The organism is Acuticoccus sediminis (assembly GCF_003258595.1).
Classification (GTDB): Bacteria; Pseudomonadota; Alphaproteobacteria; order Rhizobiales; family Amorphaceae; genus Acuticoccus; species Acuticoccus sediminis.
Genome location: NZ_QHHQ01000002.1, coordinates 824,856 through 839,908, shown reverse-complemented (window position 1 = coordinate 839,908; position 15,053 = coordinate 824,856). Strand labels below are relative to the sequence as shown.

At 70.3% G+C, this 15,053-nt stretch carries 13 protein-coding genes; 6 read left to right on the top strand and 7 right to left on the bottom strand.

Going from position 1 to position 15,053, the window contains the following annotated elements:
- Position 1: 1 nt before the first annotated feature.
- Positions 2-1,417, bottom strand: coding sequence for an amidase (locus DLJ53_RS11795; protein ID WP_111345342.1), 1,416 nt, complete (start codon positions 1,415-1,417; stop codon positions 2-4).
- Between the two features lie 186 nt (positions 1,418-1,603).
- Here DLJ53_RS11795 and DLJ53_RS11790 point away from each other — a divergent pair, with 186 nt between their 5' ends.
- From DLJ53_RS11790 to DLJ53_RS11780, 3 genes are all read left to right on the top strand, one after another.
- Positions 1,604-2,800, top strand: coding sequence for a Tm-1-like ATP-binding domain-containing protein (locus DLJ53_RS11790; RefSeq protein WP_111345341.1), 1,197 nt, complete (start codon positions 1,604-1,606; stop codon positions 2,798-2,800).
- Positions 2,801-2,810: 10 nt separating this feature from the next.
- The gene (locus DLJ53_RS11785) at positions 2,811-3,641 is read left to right on the top strand and encodes a phosphoenolpyruvate hydrolase family protein (protein ID WP_111345339.1); all 831 of its coding nucleotides are present in this window, start codon (positions 2,811-2,813) and stop codon (positions 3,639-3,641) included.
- Positions 3,642-3,780: 139 nt separating this feature from the next.
- Positions 3,781-4,089, top strand: coding sequence for a hypothetical protein (locus DLJ53_RS11780; RefSeq protein ID WP_146619935.1), 309 nt, complete (start codon positions 3,781-3,783; stop codon positions 4,087-4,089).
- Between the two features lie 191 nt (positions 4,090-4,280).
- On the opposite strand, the gene DLJ53_RS11775 is transcribed toward DLJ53_RS11780, so the two are convergent.
- From DLJ53_RS11775 to DLJ53_RS11750, 6 genes are read right to left on the bottom strand one after another with little or no spacing between them, the layout of a single operon-like run.
- Complete coding sequence (locus tag DLJ53_RS11775) at positions 4,281-5,711, bottom strand: M20 family metallopeptidase (protein ID WP_111345336.1); 1,431 nt, start codon at positions 5,709-5,711, stop codon at positions 4,281-4,283.
- Between the two features lie 13 nt (positions 5,712-5,724).
- On the bottom strand, positions 5,725-6,729 hold the full coding sequence (locus DLJ53_RS11770; protein ID WP_111345334.1) for an ABC transporter ATP-binding protein: 1,005 nt from the start codon (positions 6,727-6,729) through the stop codon (positions 5,725-5,727).
- Entirely contained in the window at positions 6,726-7,700 is a 975-nt protein-coding gene (locus tag DLJ53_RS11765; protein WP_111345333.1) for an ABC transporter ATP-binding protein, read from the bottom strand. Before DLJ53_RS11765 ends, DLJ53_RS11770 begins: the two co-directional genes overlap by 4 nt.
- Complete coding sequence (locus DLJ53_RS11760; protein WP_111345331.1) at positions 7,697-8,635, bottom strand: ABC transporter permease; 939 nt, start codon at positions 8,633-8,635, stop codon at positions 7,697-7,699. Before DLJ53_RS11760 ends, DLJ53_RS11765 begins: the two co-directional genes overlap by 4 nt.
- On the bottom strand, positions 8,632-9,609 hold the full coding sequence (locus DLJ53_RS11755; protein ID WP_111345330.1) for an ABC transporter permease: 978 nt from the start codon (positions 9,607-9,609) through the stop codon (positions 8,632-8,634). The genes DLJ53_RS11760 and DLJ53_RS11755 overlap by 4 nt, the downstream gene beginning before the upstream one ends.
- Positions 9,610-9,617: 8 nt before the next feature.
- A complete protein-coding gene (locus DLJ53_RS11750) occupies positions 9,618-11,213 on the bottom strand; it encodes an ABC transporter substrate-binding protein (protein ID WP_111345328.1) in 1,596 nt (531 codons plus the stop codon).
- A gap of 118 nt (positions 11,214-11,331) precedes the next feature.
- Between DLJ53_RS11750 and DLJ53_RS11745 the strand changes: the two genes are divergently transcribed.
- The 3 genes from DLJ53_RS11745 (at position 11,332) to DLJ53_RS11735 (ending at position 15,047) form a co-directional block, all read left to right on the top strand.
- On the top strand, positions 11,332-12,294 hold the full coding sequence (locus tag DLJ53_RS11745) for a LysR substrate-binding domain-containing protein (RefSeq protein WP_111345327.1): 963 nt from the start codon (positions 11,332-11,334) through the stop codon (positions 12,292-12,294).
- Between the two features lie 483 nt (positions 12,295-12,777).
- Entirely contained in the window at positions 12,778-13,563 is a 786-nt protein-coding gene (locus DLJ53_RS36030) for a GntR family transcriptional regulator (RefSeq protein WP_111346277.1), read from the top strand.
- Positions 13,539-15,047, top strand: a complete 1,509-nt coding sequence (locus tag DLJ53_RS11735) for an ABC transporter substrate-binding protein (protein WP_202913111.1) — start codon at positions 13,539-13,541, stop codon at positions 15,045-15,047. The genes DLJ53_RS36030 and DLJ53_RS11735 overlap by 25 nt, the downstream gene beginning before the upstream one ends.
- The last annotated feature ends 6 nt before the right edge of the window (positions 15,048-15,053 follow it).

Below are 15,053 nucleotides of genomic sequence, written 5' to 3'. Positions count from 1 at the left end.
GTCACGCCGGGCGGGGATCCACCGGCGCGACCGGACCGCTGGCGCGCTCCAGCACGGCACCGGCCGCGAGGAGGTCCGCCTCGCCGAAGCGCGTCGCCAGCAGCTGGACGCCGACCGGTGCGGTGCCGGCGAACCCCATCGGCACCGAGAGACCGGGAAGGCCGATGATCGGCGTGCCGCCGACGGGAGCGAGCTGGCGGAAGAAGGTGTCGTAGTCGAGACCGTCCGCGAGGTCGGTGCCGGCGGCGAACGGGAGCTGCCAGCTCACCGCAGTCAGCACGATCGGCCAGTCGGCGAAGAATGTCTGCCACTGGCGCAGAATGGCGCTGCGGCGGGCGAAGGCCTTGAGGAAACCGTCGCGGCCTGAGAGATCGGGCACCCCGTCGAGGAGGCGGTCCATGCAGAGCCGCGTACGCCAGTCCGCGTTCTCGATCATCACCGGCCCGAGCCCGGCGCGGATCTCGTTGGCGAGGATCAGCCGCCAGAGCTCGGCCACCTCCTGCAGGGACGGTGGCACGACCTCCTCCACCGTGTAGCCGGCGTCGGCGAGGATCGCGCCCGCGCGCCGGATCGCGTCCGTCACCTCCGGCGCGACGGGGCAGGTGTCCGTCTCGGCGAGCATCGCGACACGGGCGGGCCGGCGGGCGATGGTCGCGAACCCAGGCGCGGGCGGCGTCTGCCAGATGTCGCGCGGGTCGGGCGCGGCGAGCGCCTCGAGGGTGATGGCGATGTCCTCCATCGAACGGGCGAGCGGCCCCTGAACCGAGGACATCTGCGACACGATCAGCCGTTCGGACGAAAGGCTCGGATTGTACGCCGGCACGATGCCGGACGTCGGCCGCAGCCCGTAGAGGCCGCAGCAGTAGGCCGGCCAGCGCACGGACCCGCCGAGGTCGTTGCCGTGCGCCACTGCGCCGATGCCGGCCGCGAGCGCCGCGCCTGCCCCGCCCGACGAGCCGCCGGGCGTGATCGCCGGGTCGTGCGGGTTCAGCGTCGTACCGTGCAGGTCGTTCTCGGTGAACCAGCGCATCGAGAAGGACGGCGTGTTGGTGCGGCCGACGATGACCGCGCCGCCGGCCCGCAGGTTGCGCACCACCGAGCCGTCGTCCGGCGCGACGAGGTCCTTGAAGGCGACGACGCCGTTGGTTGTCGCCCGGCCCTTGTAGTCGACGTTGATCTTCACCGTCAGCGGGACGCCGTGCAGCGGGCCGACGGGAGCGCCTGAGGCGAGCGCGGCGTCGGCCGCGCGGGCGGCCTCCATCGCCTCCTCCGGAAGCGGGTCGACGACGGCGTTGATGGCGCCGTTGACCGCGTCCATCCGCGCCAGGGCGGCCTCCGTCGCCTCGACGCTGGAGATGCGCCCGCAGCGGATCGCCGCCGCGGTCTCGCTCGCGGTCCAGGTGTAGAGTTCGCTCATCGCTCGCCAGCCTCATCGCCGAGCGCGCCGATTGCGCTCCGGAGGGCCAGTCTCGCGGCCCGGACGCCACCCCGCAAGCGCGGACCGCCCGGAACCGCAGGGGGCCGGCCCAGCCGCCGGCAGAGGCGAAAAGACCACTCACCCGACGCGGTCCGGACCTATAAGTCCACGCGGAGGGGGGAAGGAATGAATAAACTCTACATTATCGGGACCTTCGACACGAAGGGACCGGAGCTCGACTACGCGGCGGCGGTCGCCAGAGCGGCGGGCGCCGCCGTGACAACCGTCGACGTCAGCACCACCGCGACCCATGCCGCCGCCGACTTCGGCCCCGCCGCCGTCGCCGCCTGCCACCCGGACAGCGCTTCGGCCGTGCTGGGCCTCACCGACCGCGGCGCAGCGGTCAACGCGATGGCCGAGGCGCTGACCCGCTTCCTCGCCTCGCGGGAGGACATCGCCGGCGTGATGGGCCTTGGCGGCAGCGGCAACACCGCGCTCGTCACCCACGCCATGCGGGCCCTTCCGATCGGCGTCCCGAAGCTGATGCTCTCCACCGTCGCCTCCGGCAACACCGCGCCCTACGTCGGCCCCAACGACATCGCCATGATGTACTCCGTTGTCGACATCGCCGGCCTCAACAGGGTGTCCCGCCGGGTGATCGGCAATGCCGTCCACGCCGCGGTCGGCATGGCGACGCTCGCGGCGCCCGAATCGGCGGCGGACAAGCCCGCGGTCGGCATGACGATGTTCGGCGTCACCACCCCGTGCGTCACCCGGATCCGCGAGCGGCTCGAGGCCGAGTACGACGTCGCCGTGTTCCACGCCACCGGCACCGGCGGCCAGTCGATGGAAAAGCTCGCCGAATCGGGTTTCCTGACCGGCATGATCGATGTCACCACCACCGAGGTCCCCGACCACCTCTTCGGCGGCGTCTTCCCGTGTACAGACGACCGCTTCGGCGCGGCGATCCGGACCCGCCTTCCCTATGTCGGGTCCGTCGGCGCGGTGGACATGGTCAACTTCGGCGCGATGGACACGGTCCCGGAGCGCTACCGGGGCCGGACCCTCTACGTCCACAACGAGCAGGTGACGCTGATGCGCACCACGCCCGGGGAGAGCCGCGACATCGGCCGCTTCATCGTCGAGCGGCTCAACCGGATGGACGGTCCGACCGCCTTCCTGCTGCCGCTGAAGGGTGTCTCGGCGATCGACGCCGCCGGCCAGCCCTTCCACGACCCGGCGGCGGACGAGGCGCTCTTCGAGACGATCCGCGCCGGCTTCGTGGCGGGGCCGCGGCGCCGCCTCGTCGAACTCGACCTGCATATCAACGACCCGGCCTTCGCCGAGGCCGTCGTCGACATCTATCACTCGCTTCTCGCTTAAGGATCGACCCGTGGCACCACAATCCAGAGCCGCCATCCTCGCCAACCTCAACGCCAAGAAGGCGGCGGGCGTGCCGATCATCGGCGGCGGCGCCGGCACGGGCCTCTCGGCCCGGTGCGAGGAGGCCGGCGGCATCGACCTCATCGTGATCTACAATTCGGGCCGCTACCGGATGGCCGGGCGCGGCTCGCTGGCCGGGCTCCTCGCCTACGGCAACGCCAACGAGATCGTGAAGGAGATGGCGCGCGAGGTGCTGCCGGTGGTCCGCTCCACCCCGGTGCTCGCCGGCGTCAACGGGACCGACCCGTTCATGATCGCCGACCATTTCCTCGACGAGCTGAGGGCGCTGGGGTTCGCCGGCATCCAGAACTTCCCCACCGTCGGCCTCATCGACGGCGTCTTCCGCGCCAACCTCGAAGAGACCGGCATGGGCTTCGCGCATGAGGTCGAGCTCGTCGCCCGGGCCAACGCCAAGGACATGCTGACCACCCCGTACGTGTTCTGCGAGGATGACGCGGACGCGATGACCCGGGCCGGCGCGGACATCATCGTCTGCCACCTCGGCCTCACCACGGGCGGGGCGATCGGCGCCGAGACCGCCTTGACGCTGGACGACTGCGTGGCGCGGATCGGGGCGTGGGCCGAGGCCGCACGCGCGGTCCGCCCGGACGTCCTGGTGCTGTGCCACGGCGGGCCGATCGCGATGCCGGAAGACGCCCGCTACGTGCTGGAGCGCGTCCCCGCCTGCGACGGCTTCTACGGCGCGAGCTCGATGGAGCGCCTGCCGACGGAGATCGCCATCAAGGCGCAGATCGAGGCGTTCGGCGCGATCCGCCGCTGATGCCGGGCCGGTCCGGCGAACGCACCGGGGGCGGCAGCAAGGGCCGCCTTTACCAGTCCGGCGACACCGTTCGCGCCGTCCTTCGCCGCGGCGCGGGGATCATGTATGATCAGGCGTGTAGACGATGTTGGAGGCGCCGATGTTCAAGCGATCTCACATCGCCCGTTGGGTGGCGTTCGCGCCGTTCACCTTGGCGAACCGCGCGCGATCCCCAGGGACCGCGCGGGCTGCGACCCCGTCCGCCGGGCCGGGCTTCTGGGGTTCGACGGACCCCGCCGGGTTCACCGAGCTCTATTGCGGCGCCTTCGCCCCGGGCGACCGGCACCGCGACACCGCCCGCCACGATGCCCCCTCGTGGGACATCGCCGGCTCCGCGTGGAGCCCCGTCCCCCTGCCGCTGCGGTCGATGCGCTCCGAGGTCATGCCCCAGCGTCTGTGCTGGTCCTAGACCGCCGCTCCGTCCCCTCCATCGCCAGCTCCCCTTCCCCGCCGTCCCGGCCACGCAGGCTGATTGGGGCCGAAGGCCGGCGGGACGGTGATCGGCGCTTGTCCCAGGCAGCCCCGCACACCCGGCGGCGCAGGCCGACCGCCGGGCTATGCGGGCGGCTCCCGTCCGAAGCGCCCGCCCCGGAACGCGGGTCAGGCCGCGAGGTCGGCCGGGCGGGGCTGGATCGGCGGCTCGACGTCGGTCGGGATCGGGCACTCGTACGGCGTCCTGGCGACGCGCGCGGCGTGGTCCTTCTTCGCGGCCTCGAGGGCGGAGGGCTCCGTCATCAGGTCGACCGCCGTGCCGGCCATCACCTTCGCCGCCCAGACCAGGCCCTTGTGCGCCGGACCGGCCTTGCCCTGCGCCGTGATCTGCCAGGAGTGGCCGGGCGTGCCGATCGCGTGGGTCGCGACGCGCGCCTGCACCGTCGGCACCGACCAGGAGACGTCGCCGACATCCGTCGAGCCGATCATCGGCTCGCCGACCTGGTCCAGCGGCACGATGAAGTCGCACAGCGGCTTCGTCTCGGACGGCCGCACGCCGCAACGGCGATAGTCTGAGGTGATGTCCTCGTCGCTGAGCGTTGCCTGGATCGCCTCGGCGTACTCGCGGTCCACCCCGTCGAACTCCACCGGGCCGAGGCGCAGCATGTTGTTATACATGGTCTTCTCCATCGGCGTGTTGCCGAGGAGGTTGGAGACGGCCGAGAGCACCTTCACGTCCACCGTCGTCTCGGTCATCAGCGCCGCACCCTGGGCGATCTTGATGACGCGCTCGTTGAGCGCCTTCATGCCCGGAAGGTCGAGCGAGCGCACCGCATAGCGCACCTTCGCCTTGCCCTGCACCACGTTCGGGGCGACGCCACCGGCGTCGATGTAGGCGTAGTGGATGCGTGCCGACGAGGGCATGTGCTCGCGCATGTAGTTGACGCCGACATTCATCAGCTCGACCGCATCGAGCGCGGAGCGGCCGAGATGGGGTGCGGCCGCCGCGTGGCTGGCACGGCCGGTGAACGTGAAGTCGAGGCGCGTATTGGCAAGGCTCAGCGCCTCGTCCACCCGGGTGAGCGAGGCCGGGTGCCACGTGATCGCGGCGTCGACGTCGTCGAAGAGGCCTGCGCGGACCATGAAGGCCTTCGCGGCGCCCCCTTCCTCGGCCGGGCAGCCATAATAGCGCACGCGGCCGGGCGTCCCGGTCTCCTCCAGCCAGTTCTTCAGCGCGGTGGCGGCGAGGAGCGCGGCCGAGCCCAGCATGTTGTGGCCGCAGCCGTGGCCGTTGCCGCTCCCCGGCAGCGGCCTGGGCTCGGCGATGCCGGCCTCCTGGCTGAGCCCCGGCAATGCGTCGTACTCGCCGAGAATTGCGATGATCGGACCGCCCTCGCCCGCCTCGCCGTAGACGGCGGTCGGGATACCGGCGGCGTTCTCGGTCACCTTGAAGCCTTCCGCCTTCAGCATCGCCGTATGCTCGGCGGAGGAGCGGTACTCGGTGTAGGCGATCTCCGGCATTCCCCAGATGCGGTCGGAGAGGTCGAGGTAGTCCTGACGCTTCGCCTCGACGTGGTCCCAGATCTTTTCGGAATTCATTGGTGGCTCCTGTTCAGGCGGCGCGGCGGGCGTCGTCGTTCAAGTGGCAGGCCGAGAGGCGGCCGCCGACATCCTTGAGGGCCGGCCGCTCGACACGGCAGCGGTCGAAGGCGTGAGGGCAGCGCGGATGGAAGTGGCAGCCCGGCGGCGGATGGAGCGGCGACGGGATCTCCCCCTTGATCGCCGCGAACGTGCGCTTCTCCGTGCCGAGCGTCGGGATCTCGGCGACCAGCGCCTGGGTGTAGGGGTGGTTCGGGCGGCGGATGACGTCCTCCGCCTCGCCGAGCTCGACGATGCGGCCAAGATACATCACCGCGATCCGGTCCGAGATGTGTTCGACCACGCCGAGGTCGTGGCTGATGAAAAGGTAGGTGAGGCCGAGATCGGCCCGCAGGCGCATGAAGAGGTTGAGGATCTGCGCCTGGATCGACACGTCGAGCGCCGCGACCGACTCGTCGCAGACGATCACCTCCGGGTTCACCCCCAGCGCCCGCGCGATGCCGATGCGGGCGCGCTGACCGCCCGAGAACTGGTGCGGGTAGCGCCTGGCCGTCGTCGGGTCGAGGCCGACGCGCTCCAGGAGGTCGGCGACGTAGTCCTTCACCTCCCGGCGGGGGACGATGCCGTGGACGCGTGGCGCCTCACCGATCAGCTCGGCGACGCGAAGGCGCGGGTTGAGCGAGCTCATCGGGTCCTGGAAGACCATCTGCACCTTGAGGCGCGCCTTGCGCTGCGCCTCGCCCTTCAGCTCCCCGTAGGTCTTGCCGCGGTAGCGCACCGCGCCGTCGGACGGGTTCAGCAGGCCGACGACCATGCGCCCCAGCGTGGACTTGCCGCAGCCCGACTCGCCGACGAGCCCGACCACCTCGCCGGGGGCGATGGCGAGCGAGACGTCGTCGACCGCGTGCACGGTCTGCGCCTCCACCCGGGCGCCGAGGAGCTTCGCGGTGCTCTCGGCGAGGTCGAGCTCCGTCACGAAGCGCTTCGACACGCCATCGATCTCGACGATGGGCGTCATGCGGCGGCCTTTTCGGAGAGGTGGGGGTGCACGCAGCGCACCGTGCGGGCGGGGCTGAGCTCGGCGAGCGGCGGCTCGACGGTGCAGGCGGCGTCCGCGCGCGGACAGCGCGGGCGGAACTTGCAGCCCTCGGGCAGTCGGGTCAGCGCCGGCGTCATCCCGTCGATCTGGCTGAGCGGCTCGCCGTGCCTCTTGCCGTGCGGGACCGAGGCGATGAGGCCGCGCGTATAGGGGTGGTGGGGCGCGCCGATGACGCCCGCCGTCGGCCCCGTCTCGACGATACGCCCGGCGTACATGACCGCGATGCGGTCGGCGAGCGCGGAGACGACGGCGAGGTCGTGCGTGATCCAGATCAGCGACATGCCCCGGTCCGCCGCGAGGCGCTGCACCTCGGAGAGGATCTGCGCCTGGATCGTCACGTCGAGCGCGGTCGTCGGCTCGTCGGCGATGATGAGGTCCGGCTCGTGCAGCAGCGCGATGGCGATGGCGACGCGCTGGCGCATGCCGCCGGAGAACTGGTGCGGGTAGGACTTCAGCCGTTCGTCGGGCGAGGAGATGCCGACCGCCGTCAGCGTCTCGCGCGCGCGGGCGAGAGCGGCCTTGCGCGACACCTTCTCGTGCGCGAGCACGGTCTCGACCATCTGCGTGTCGATCCGGAGCACCGGATTGAGCGTCATCATCGGGTCCTGGAAGATCATCGCGATGCGCTTGCCGCGCAGCCCCTCGATGGCGCTGGGCTCGGCGACGAGGTCGGTCCCGTCGAAGACGATCCTGCCGCCGACGACCCGGCCCGGCTCGTCGACGAGGCCGAGGATCGAGAAGCCGGTGACGGACTTGCCCGACCCCGACTCGCCGACGAGGCCCAGGATCTCGCCGCGCTCCAGCGTAAAGGAGACGCCGTCCACCGCCTTCGCCACCCCGTCACGGGTGAAGAAGTGGGTCTGAAGGTTCTCGACCGTGAGGAGCGTCATCGCTGGAGCCTCGGATTCAGGAGGTCGCGAAGGCGGTCGCCGACGAGGTTGATGGCGATGATCGTCGAGACCAGCGCCACGCCCGGGAAGACGCTGATCCAGTACCGTCCCGACAGCAGGTAGTCGTACCCGTTGGCGATCAGCAGCCCGAGCGAAGGCTCGGTGATCGGCACGCCGACGCCGAGGAAGGAGAGCGTCGCCTCCAGCGCGATGGCCTGCGCGATCTGCACCGTCGCCACCACGATCAGCGGCGGCAGGCAGTTGGGGAGGAGGTGGCGGAACATGATCCGCCGGTGCGACAGGCCCAGCACCCGCGCGGCGTCGATGTAGTCCTTGCGCCGCTCCACCATCGCCGAGGAGCGCACCGTGCGCGCGTAGTAGGCCCACTGCACGATCACCAGGGCGATGATCACCTTGTCGATCCCGCGTCCGAAGAGCGCCAGCAGGATCAGCGCGATGAGGATCGCCGGAAACGAGAGCTGCAGGTCGACCACCCGCATGATGACCGACTCGACCCGCCCGCCGAAGTAGGCCGCCGCGACGCCGAGGACGACGCCGATGGTGATCGCGCAGCCGAGCGAGACGAACGCCACCAGGAGCGAGATGCGCAGCCCGTAGGCGATGGCGGAGAGCATGTCCCGGCCCTGCAGGTCGGTGCCGAGCCAGTAGGTGCCGCCGGTCATGAAGCTTTCCGACCCGGGCGGCTGGCCGCCGTCCATGATGTCGAGCTGGGCGAGGTCGTAGGGGTTCTGCGGCACGATCCAGGGCGCCGCGATCGCCACCGCCGCAATCGCGACGAACAGCACCAGGCCGATGATGGCGAGCCTGTCCTCGAAGAAGTCGCGCACGCCCCGGGCGAACGGGCTCTGCACGCTCAGCGGCTTGGCGACCTCCGGCTCGAGGCCGGCGACGAACGGGTCCGCGGCGTCGCTCATCCCTTCGCCTCCGACAGGCGCACCCGCGGGTCGAGCAGCGAGTAGCAGACGTCGACGACGAGGTTGATCGTCACGATGATCCCGACCGTCATCATGAGGTAGGCGACGATCAGCGGACGGTCGAGGAGGTTGATGGAGTCGATGAGGAGCTTGCCCATGCCAGGCCAGGCGAACACCGTCTCGGTGACGACGGCGAAGGCCACCATGGAGCCGAGCTCCAGGCCGATGATGGTGACGACCGGGATCATGATGTTCTTCAGGATGTGCACCATGACGACGCGCCGGTGGCTGAGCCCCTTGGCGCGGGCGAACTTCACGTAGTCGAGCAGCATCACCTCGCGCGTGTTCGCTCTCGCGAGGCGGATGATGAGGCTCATCTTGAAGAGCGCGAGGTTGATCGCCGGCAGGATGAGGTGGCGCAGCCCGTCCCAGGTGAGGAACGAGACGCGGATGCCGAGGACGTCCACCGTCTCCCCGCGCCCGCCCGCCGGCAGCCAGCCGAGGAGCACGGCGAAGACGAGGATGAGGATCATGCCCTGCCAGAAGTTCGGCAGCGAGAAGCCGAGGATGGAGCCGGCCATGATCGACTTTCCCGCGATGCCGTCCGGCTTCAGCCCGGCGATGACGCCGAGCGGGACGCCGATGCCGACCGACAGGATCAGCGCGAAGAAGGCGAGCTCCATGGTCGCGGGCAGGCGGTCGAGGATGATCTCCACCGCCGGCCGGCCGTACACGAAGGAGTCGCCGAGATCGCCCTGCAGCGCGTTCCCGGCAAAGACGAGGAACTGCTCCCAGAGCGGCTTGTCGAGGCCGAGACGTGCGGTGGTCGCCGCGATCTCGGCCTGGGAGGCCTCGGGGTTGATGAGGATGTCGACGGGGTTGCCGATGGCATAGACCCCGACGAACACCAGGATCGCCATCGCCACGATCGCGAACAGGCTCTGCCCGACCCGCCGGACGAGGTAGACGATCATCTAGAGCCTCACTCGGCCTTCTTGACCTCGTAGGCCAGCGTATACTGATCGACGCGCGGCTCATAGGTGAGGCCGGGCGCCAGAGCCCAGACGGTCTGTTCGTAGTGGAGCGGGATGATGCCGTAGTCGTCGAGCACCATCGTCTCGGCTTCGGCGAGCAGCTCGGCCCGCTTCTCGTCGTCGATGGTGGCCATCGCCTCCTTCAGCGTCTCGTCCATGTCCGGGTTCGAGTAGCGCCCGGCGTTGGTGACGCCCATGCCCGCGTCCTTGTCGTAGGTCGCGACCAGCGACTTGAGCGGCGAGGACATTTCGCCCGACGAGGCCCCCCAGCCCGCGAGGTAGATCGGGAACTCGAGGTTGTTGCGGCGGGAGAAGAACTGGCTCGCCGTCACCGCGTCGACCGAGGTCTTGATGCCGATCCGCGTCAGCATCTGCGCGACGGCCTGGGCGACCTGCTCGTCGTTGATGTAGCGGTCGTTCGGCGTGCCGAGGGTGATGGAGAAGCCGTCCGGGTAGCCGGCGTCGGCGAGCAGCTCCTTCGCCTTGTTCGGGTCGTAGCCATCGACCGCGCGGCCGGACGTGCCGAACATCGGCGGCGGCAGGAGCTCTCCGGCCGGCTTGGCGTACCCGCCCATGATCCGCTCGGCGATGGCGTCGCGGTTGACCGCGAGCGAGATCGCCTCACGCACCTTGGCGTCGCGCAGCGGGTTGCCCTCCGCGCCCTCGATCGACGGCGCGTCGTCCGTGTCCTGGCGCATCGCGAGGTAGATGATGCGGTTGGAGAGTGCGTCGACGATGGTGAAGCCGGCCCCCTCGATCCGCTCCACGTCCTGGATCGGCGGTGACTCGATGACCATCACGTCGCCGGCGAGGAGGGCTGCGACTCGCGGGCCGTTGGACGTGATCGGCCGCAGGACGACGCTCTCCCAGTCCGGCTTGTCGCCCCAGTAGTCCTCGTTGCGGGCGAGGGTGAGCTGGGTGCCGCGGGTGAATTCCTCGAGCTTGTAGGGGCCGGTGCCGGCGGCGATCTTCGGGTCGTTGAAGTCGCCGGACTGCGGCACGGTCCCCATGCCGGTGCATTCGCCGCCCGGAGCGTAGGTGACGGTCTCCTCGGCGCCGAGCGCGTCGGCGGAAACGATCGGCAGGTTGGACAGCTCCACCGGCAGCAGCGGGTTCTTCGCCGCGGTCTTGATGATGACGGTATGGTCGTCCTCGGCCGTCACGTCGGCGAAGCCGCCGGTGAAGATCGTGTAGGAGGACGGCGAGTTCTGAACCAGCGGGACGCGGCAGTAGGTGTAGATCACGTCGCGCGCGGTGAAGTCCGACCCGTTGTGGAACTTCACGCCGTCGCGCAGCGTGAAGCGCCAGGTCGTGTCGTCCACGGCCTCCCACTCGGTGGCGAGGCTCGGCTCGATCTTCTGCACCGCGTCCTGGCGCGTCAGCCCCTGGAAGATGTTCAGCAGGACCTGCGTGTTGGTGGCGAGGTTGTGGAATTGCGGATCCATCGCCGTCGGCTCCGACTTCAGGCCGACCGTCAGCGTATCTGCAAATGCCGGGTTGAGCGCCGTTGCCGCAAGGAGGCCGGCGAGCGCCAGTCTTTTCATCTGCCCTCTCCCGAACGAGGCGATGCGCCCCGCGCAATTGATCTTCGAGTTGTGAGGGAGGCTATTATGCGCTATTGGAATGTCAACAACGAATTCTTATGCGGCTTGCGCATAGACCATGCAAGACTTGGCGCGGGATGAGGCATCGGGCGCACGCAGCAGCGTGACGCTGCGCGAACTCGAAGTGTTGCGCGCCCTGGTCGAGGCGGGCAAGACGACGGTGGCCGCGCAACGCCTCGGCCTGTCGCAGCCGGCGGTCTCGCGCGCGCTCGCCAGCCTCGAAAACCAGCTCGGCCGGCGGCTCTTCGCGCGCACCGGCGGCCGCCTCACGCCCACGCAGGACGCCCTCGCGATCGCCGACGAGCTCGGCCCGGTCTTCGCCGCGCTGGCACGCATCGAGAACCGCGCCGCCGACGTCCCGTCGCACGAGGGCACGCTCAGAATCGCGGCGCCGCCGACCATCGCGCACCGTTTCCTGCCGAGCCGCATCGCCCTCTTCGTACGCGACAATCCGGGCCTCGATGTGACGTTCGACGTGATCGCCTCGGACGCGCTCGTCTCCTCCATCGCCGAGGGGCGGCACGACCTCGGGCTGACGGACACGGTCCCCACCCACGAGGGCGTGCGCGCGGACCTGCTGATCGCGACGGAGGCCATCTGCGTCCTGCCCGCGGGACATCCGCTCGCCGCGCGCCAGGTGATCCGCCCGGAGGACCTCGAGGGTCAGCCCTTCGTGGCGCTCACCCGCCGCCATTCCGGCCGCGCCGCGATGGACCGCGTGTTCGAGCGCGCGGGCGTACGCCGCCGATTCGTGATCGAGACGGCGACGACGGTATCGGCGGTGGAGTTCGTGCGCGAGGGGCTCGGCGTCGCGCTGGTGAACCCGTTCCCGATCGTCCACCAGCTCGGGCGCGGGATCGAGGCCCGGCGGTTCGCGCCGTCGATCCCCTACCGCGCGTCGTTCCTGACGCCCCGCAGCGGACCGCCCACGCCCGCCGCCCGCGGCTTCATCGACATGATCCACGCGACGCTCGCCCGCACCACCGACCCGCTCCTCGCCCCGCCCTCCGCAGAGAGCTGACGGCGCCCCCGTCGTCAGCCGCCCACGCCGCGAGGGGGACGGGCGGGCGGGATGGCGTGCAGCGGACAGGGCCGGCGCTACGGCCGCCCGCCAGCGCGGTCGTGCCCACGACGCATGGGGCACGCCCGCCGATCCGTTCGACGGGCCAGACTTACCGCGCCCGCGCGCCGCTACTCCCGCGCTGCCGGTTCGGCATCCGGGCCCGTCGCCGAGCCGATCGGACGAATGAGCACCGGCGATCCTGATCTCCGATGCGCGGCATCCGTCGCGGCCGCAGCGAAGCCCCTCTCTCCACGCCGGTGAGTTCGTCAGCCGCGGAGCGGCGGGACGCCCGGCGCGCCGCGCCGAAACTCCTCACGACCCGACTGTGGCGATGGGCGGCCCCTGCCTCTCGCGCCGCTCGGCGGGGGCGCACAGGATTGGTGCAGGGGTGCCTCAAAGACTGGCTTGTGCCATCTTAATTTCCGTCTGTAAGATCTCAACGTGCTTGATCATAACCCGCCCTTCGCCCCCGCGGCGCTGCCTCCGGGACCCGTCTCCAAACGGGAGTTCGCAGAGGAGCGGCTGCGCAAAGCCCTCGTCACGTGCGAGGTCCTGCCCGGCGAGATCGTCGCCGAACAGTCGCTGATGACGCGCTTCGGACTGGACCGGGCCGGCGTCCGCGCGGGCCTCTTCAAGCTGGAAGCGGCAGGCTTCGTGGAGGCGCTGCCGCGCCATGGATGGCGCGCGCGACCCATCACCGGGGCCACCGCCGGCGAGGTGATCGCCGCGCGCCGCACGCTGGAGCCGGACCTTGCCGGCGTCGCCGGCGCCGACGTCGCGAGGGTCGCCGACCTCGCCGAGCTCGGCGCCGCCCTCGGCAGACGCGCCGAGCCGAACGCCCGCGAGGCCGCGGCCACGGCGGACCGTCAGCTCCTCGACGCACTGGCGAGCCGGCTCGGCCCGTTGCGACGGCGCTGGCTGGGCGAGGCCTGGGACCACACCGAACGCCTCGCCCGCACCCTCGCCAGATCGGGCGCCGTGATCGAGATCGCCGACCGCCGCCCTCTCGCCGCCGCCATCGCGGCGCACGATGCGGCGGCCGCCCGGCGGCAAATCCTCAAGGCCGTTGCCGGGTTCGAGCGGAGCGTCCTCGCGGCGCTCGCCGCGCACGACGGCGCGATCAGCCCGCCGCCGTCGCCCTCCGGCCGCCGCAAGGGCGCGGCGTCCGCACAAACCGCCACCACCACAAAGGGAGCAAGCGCTTGGTCTCCATCACGCGACGTCTAAGTCTTGCCGCGCTCGTCGCGGTCAGCCTCGCCCTGCCCGGCGCCGCCGTGGCGCAGGAGAAGGACACCATCACGATCGACCTCGTGAACGAGCCGTCCTCTCTCGACCCGCACGGGCAGTGGAATCCGGACAGCTACTACGTCTACCGGAACGTCTTCGACAACATGGTCACCCGCGACGACGCGGGTGAGATCGTCCCGCAGGTCGCGACCGACTGGGAGCGGATCTCCGACACGCAAGTCCGCTTCCACCTGCGTGACGACATCGTCTTCCACGACGGCGAGCCGCTGACGGCGGAGGACGTCGTCTACTCCATCGAGCGCATCACCGATCCGGAGTTCGCGAGCCCGCAGCTCGGCCAGTTCAACAAGATCACCGGCGCCGAGGCGGAGGACGAGCACACCGTCGTGCTCACCACCGACGGCCCCTACCCGGTCCTGCTGCCGCAGCTCGTGAAGCTCTCCATCGTGCCGAAGCACGTGGTGGAGGAGGTCGGCAACGACGCCTTCAACCAGAACCCGGTCGGCTCCGGCCCCTACAAGTTCACCGAATGGCGGCGCGGCGTCAGCGTCACGCTCACGAAGAACGGGGACTACTGGGGCGAGCCCGGCGTCTTCGAGACGGCGATCTTCCGTGCCGTGCCGGACGGTGCAACGCGCCTTGCCAACCTCCAGGCCGGCAGCGCCGACCTCGTGGTGACGCTCGACAGCGACCAGGCCGCCCAGATCGAGGGCTCCGGCAGCGCCAAGCCGCTGATCGTACAGACCGAACGTGTCGGCTACTTCGCGCTGAACTCCACCAAGCCGCCGCTCGATGACGAGCGCATGCGCCGCGCCATCGCGCTCGCCATCGACAAGGAAGGCATCGTGGACGGCATCCTCGCGGGCGGCGAGGTCGTGGTCGGCGAGCTGGTGTCCCCGGCGGCGTTCGGCTGGATCGACGGCATCGAGCCCTTCCCGTACGACCCGGAGGAGGCCGAGCGCCTCATCGCCGAGGTCGGCGAGGCGGCCGGAACGCCGATGAAGCTCGCCACCTCTCCGGTGTTCGACCAGCGCATCGTGCAGGCGATCCAGCAGATGCTGACCGACGTCGGCCTCAACGTCGAGATCGAGATGACCGACATGGCGACGTGGCTGAAGAACCAGCAGGTCAGCAACGAGGACGCCCCGATGCTGACCTTCAGCCGCTGGTCGTGCGCCTGCCAGGACGCCGACGGGATCATGTTCCCGCTGCTCCACTCCGGCCAGTCCTGGTCGCGCTGGTCCTCCCCGGACGTCGACGAGCTGCTGGAGACCGGCCGCTCCTCCCTCGACGAGGAGACCCGCCTCGACGCCTACAAGGCGCTCCACGAGAAGGTGAAGGAAGACGTGCCGATCATCCCGCTCTACCAGGCGGCGATCATCTACGGCGGCGCCGCCAATCTGAAGTGGCAGCCGACCGCGAACGAGAGCATGTTCCTGAACCGCATGGGTTGGGGCGAATAGGCCCGT

Coding starts and splice junctions, on each gene's coding strand:
- DLJ53_RS11795 (WP_111345342.1), bottom strand. CDS start 1,417: ATGAGCGAACTCTACACCTGGACCGCGAGCGAGACCGCGGCGGCGATC.
- DLJ53_RS11790 (WP_111345341.1), top strand. CDS start 1,604: ATGAATAAACTCTACATTATCGGGACCTTCGACACGAAGGGACCGGAG.
- DLJ53_RS11780 (WP_146619935.1), top strand. CDS start 3,781: ATGTTCAAGCGATCTCACATCGCCCGTTGGGTGGCGTTCGCGCCGTTC.
- DLJ53_RS11775 (WP_111345336.1), bottom strand. CDS start 5,711: ATGAATTCCGAAAAGATCTGGGACCACGTCGAGGCGAAGCGTCAGGAC.
- DLJ53_RS11770 (WP_111345334.1), bottom strand. CDS start 6,729: ATGACGCCCATCGTCGAGATCGATGGCGTGTCGAAGCGCTTCGTGACG.
- DLJ53_RS11765 (WP_111345333.1), bottom strand. CDS start 7,700: ATGACGCTCCTCACGGTCGAGAACCTTCAGACCCACTTCTTCACCCGT.
- DLJ53_RS11760 (WP_111345331.1), bottom strand. CDS start 8,635: ATGAGCGACGCCGCGGACCCGTTCGTCGCCGGCCTCGAGCCGGAGGTC.
- DLJ53_RS11755 (WP_111345330.1), bottom strand. CDS start 9,609: ATGATCGTCTACCTCGTCCGGCGGGTCGGGCAGAGCCTGTTCGCGATC.
- DLJ53_RS11750 (WP_111345328.1), bottom strand. CDS start 11,213: ATGAAAAGACTGGCGCTCGCCGGCCTCCTTGCGGCAACGGCGCTCAAC.
- DLJ53_RS11745 (WP_111345327.1), top strand. CDS start 11,332: ATGCAAGACTTGGCGCGGGATGAGGCATCGGGCGCACGCAGCAGCGTG.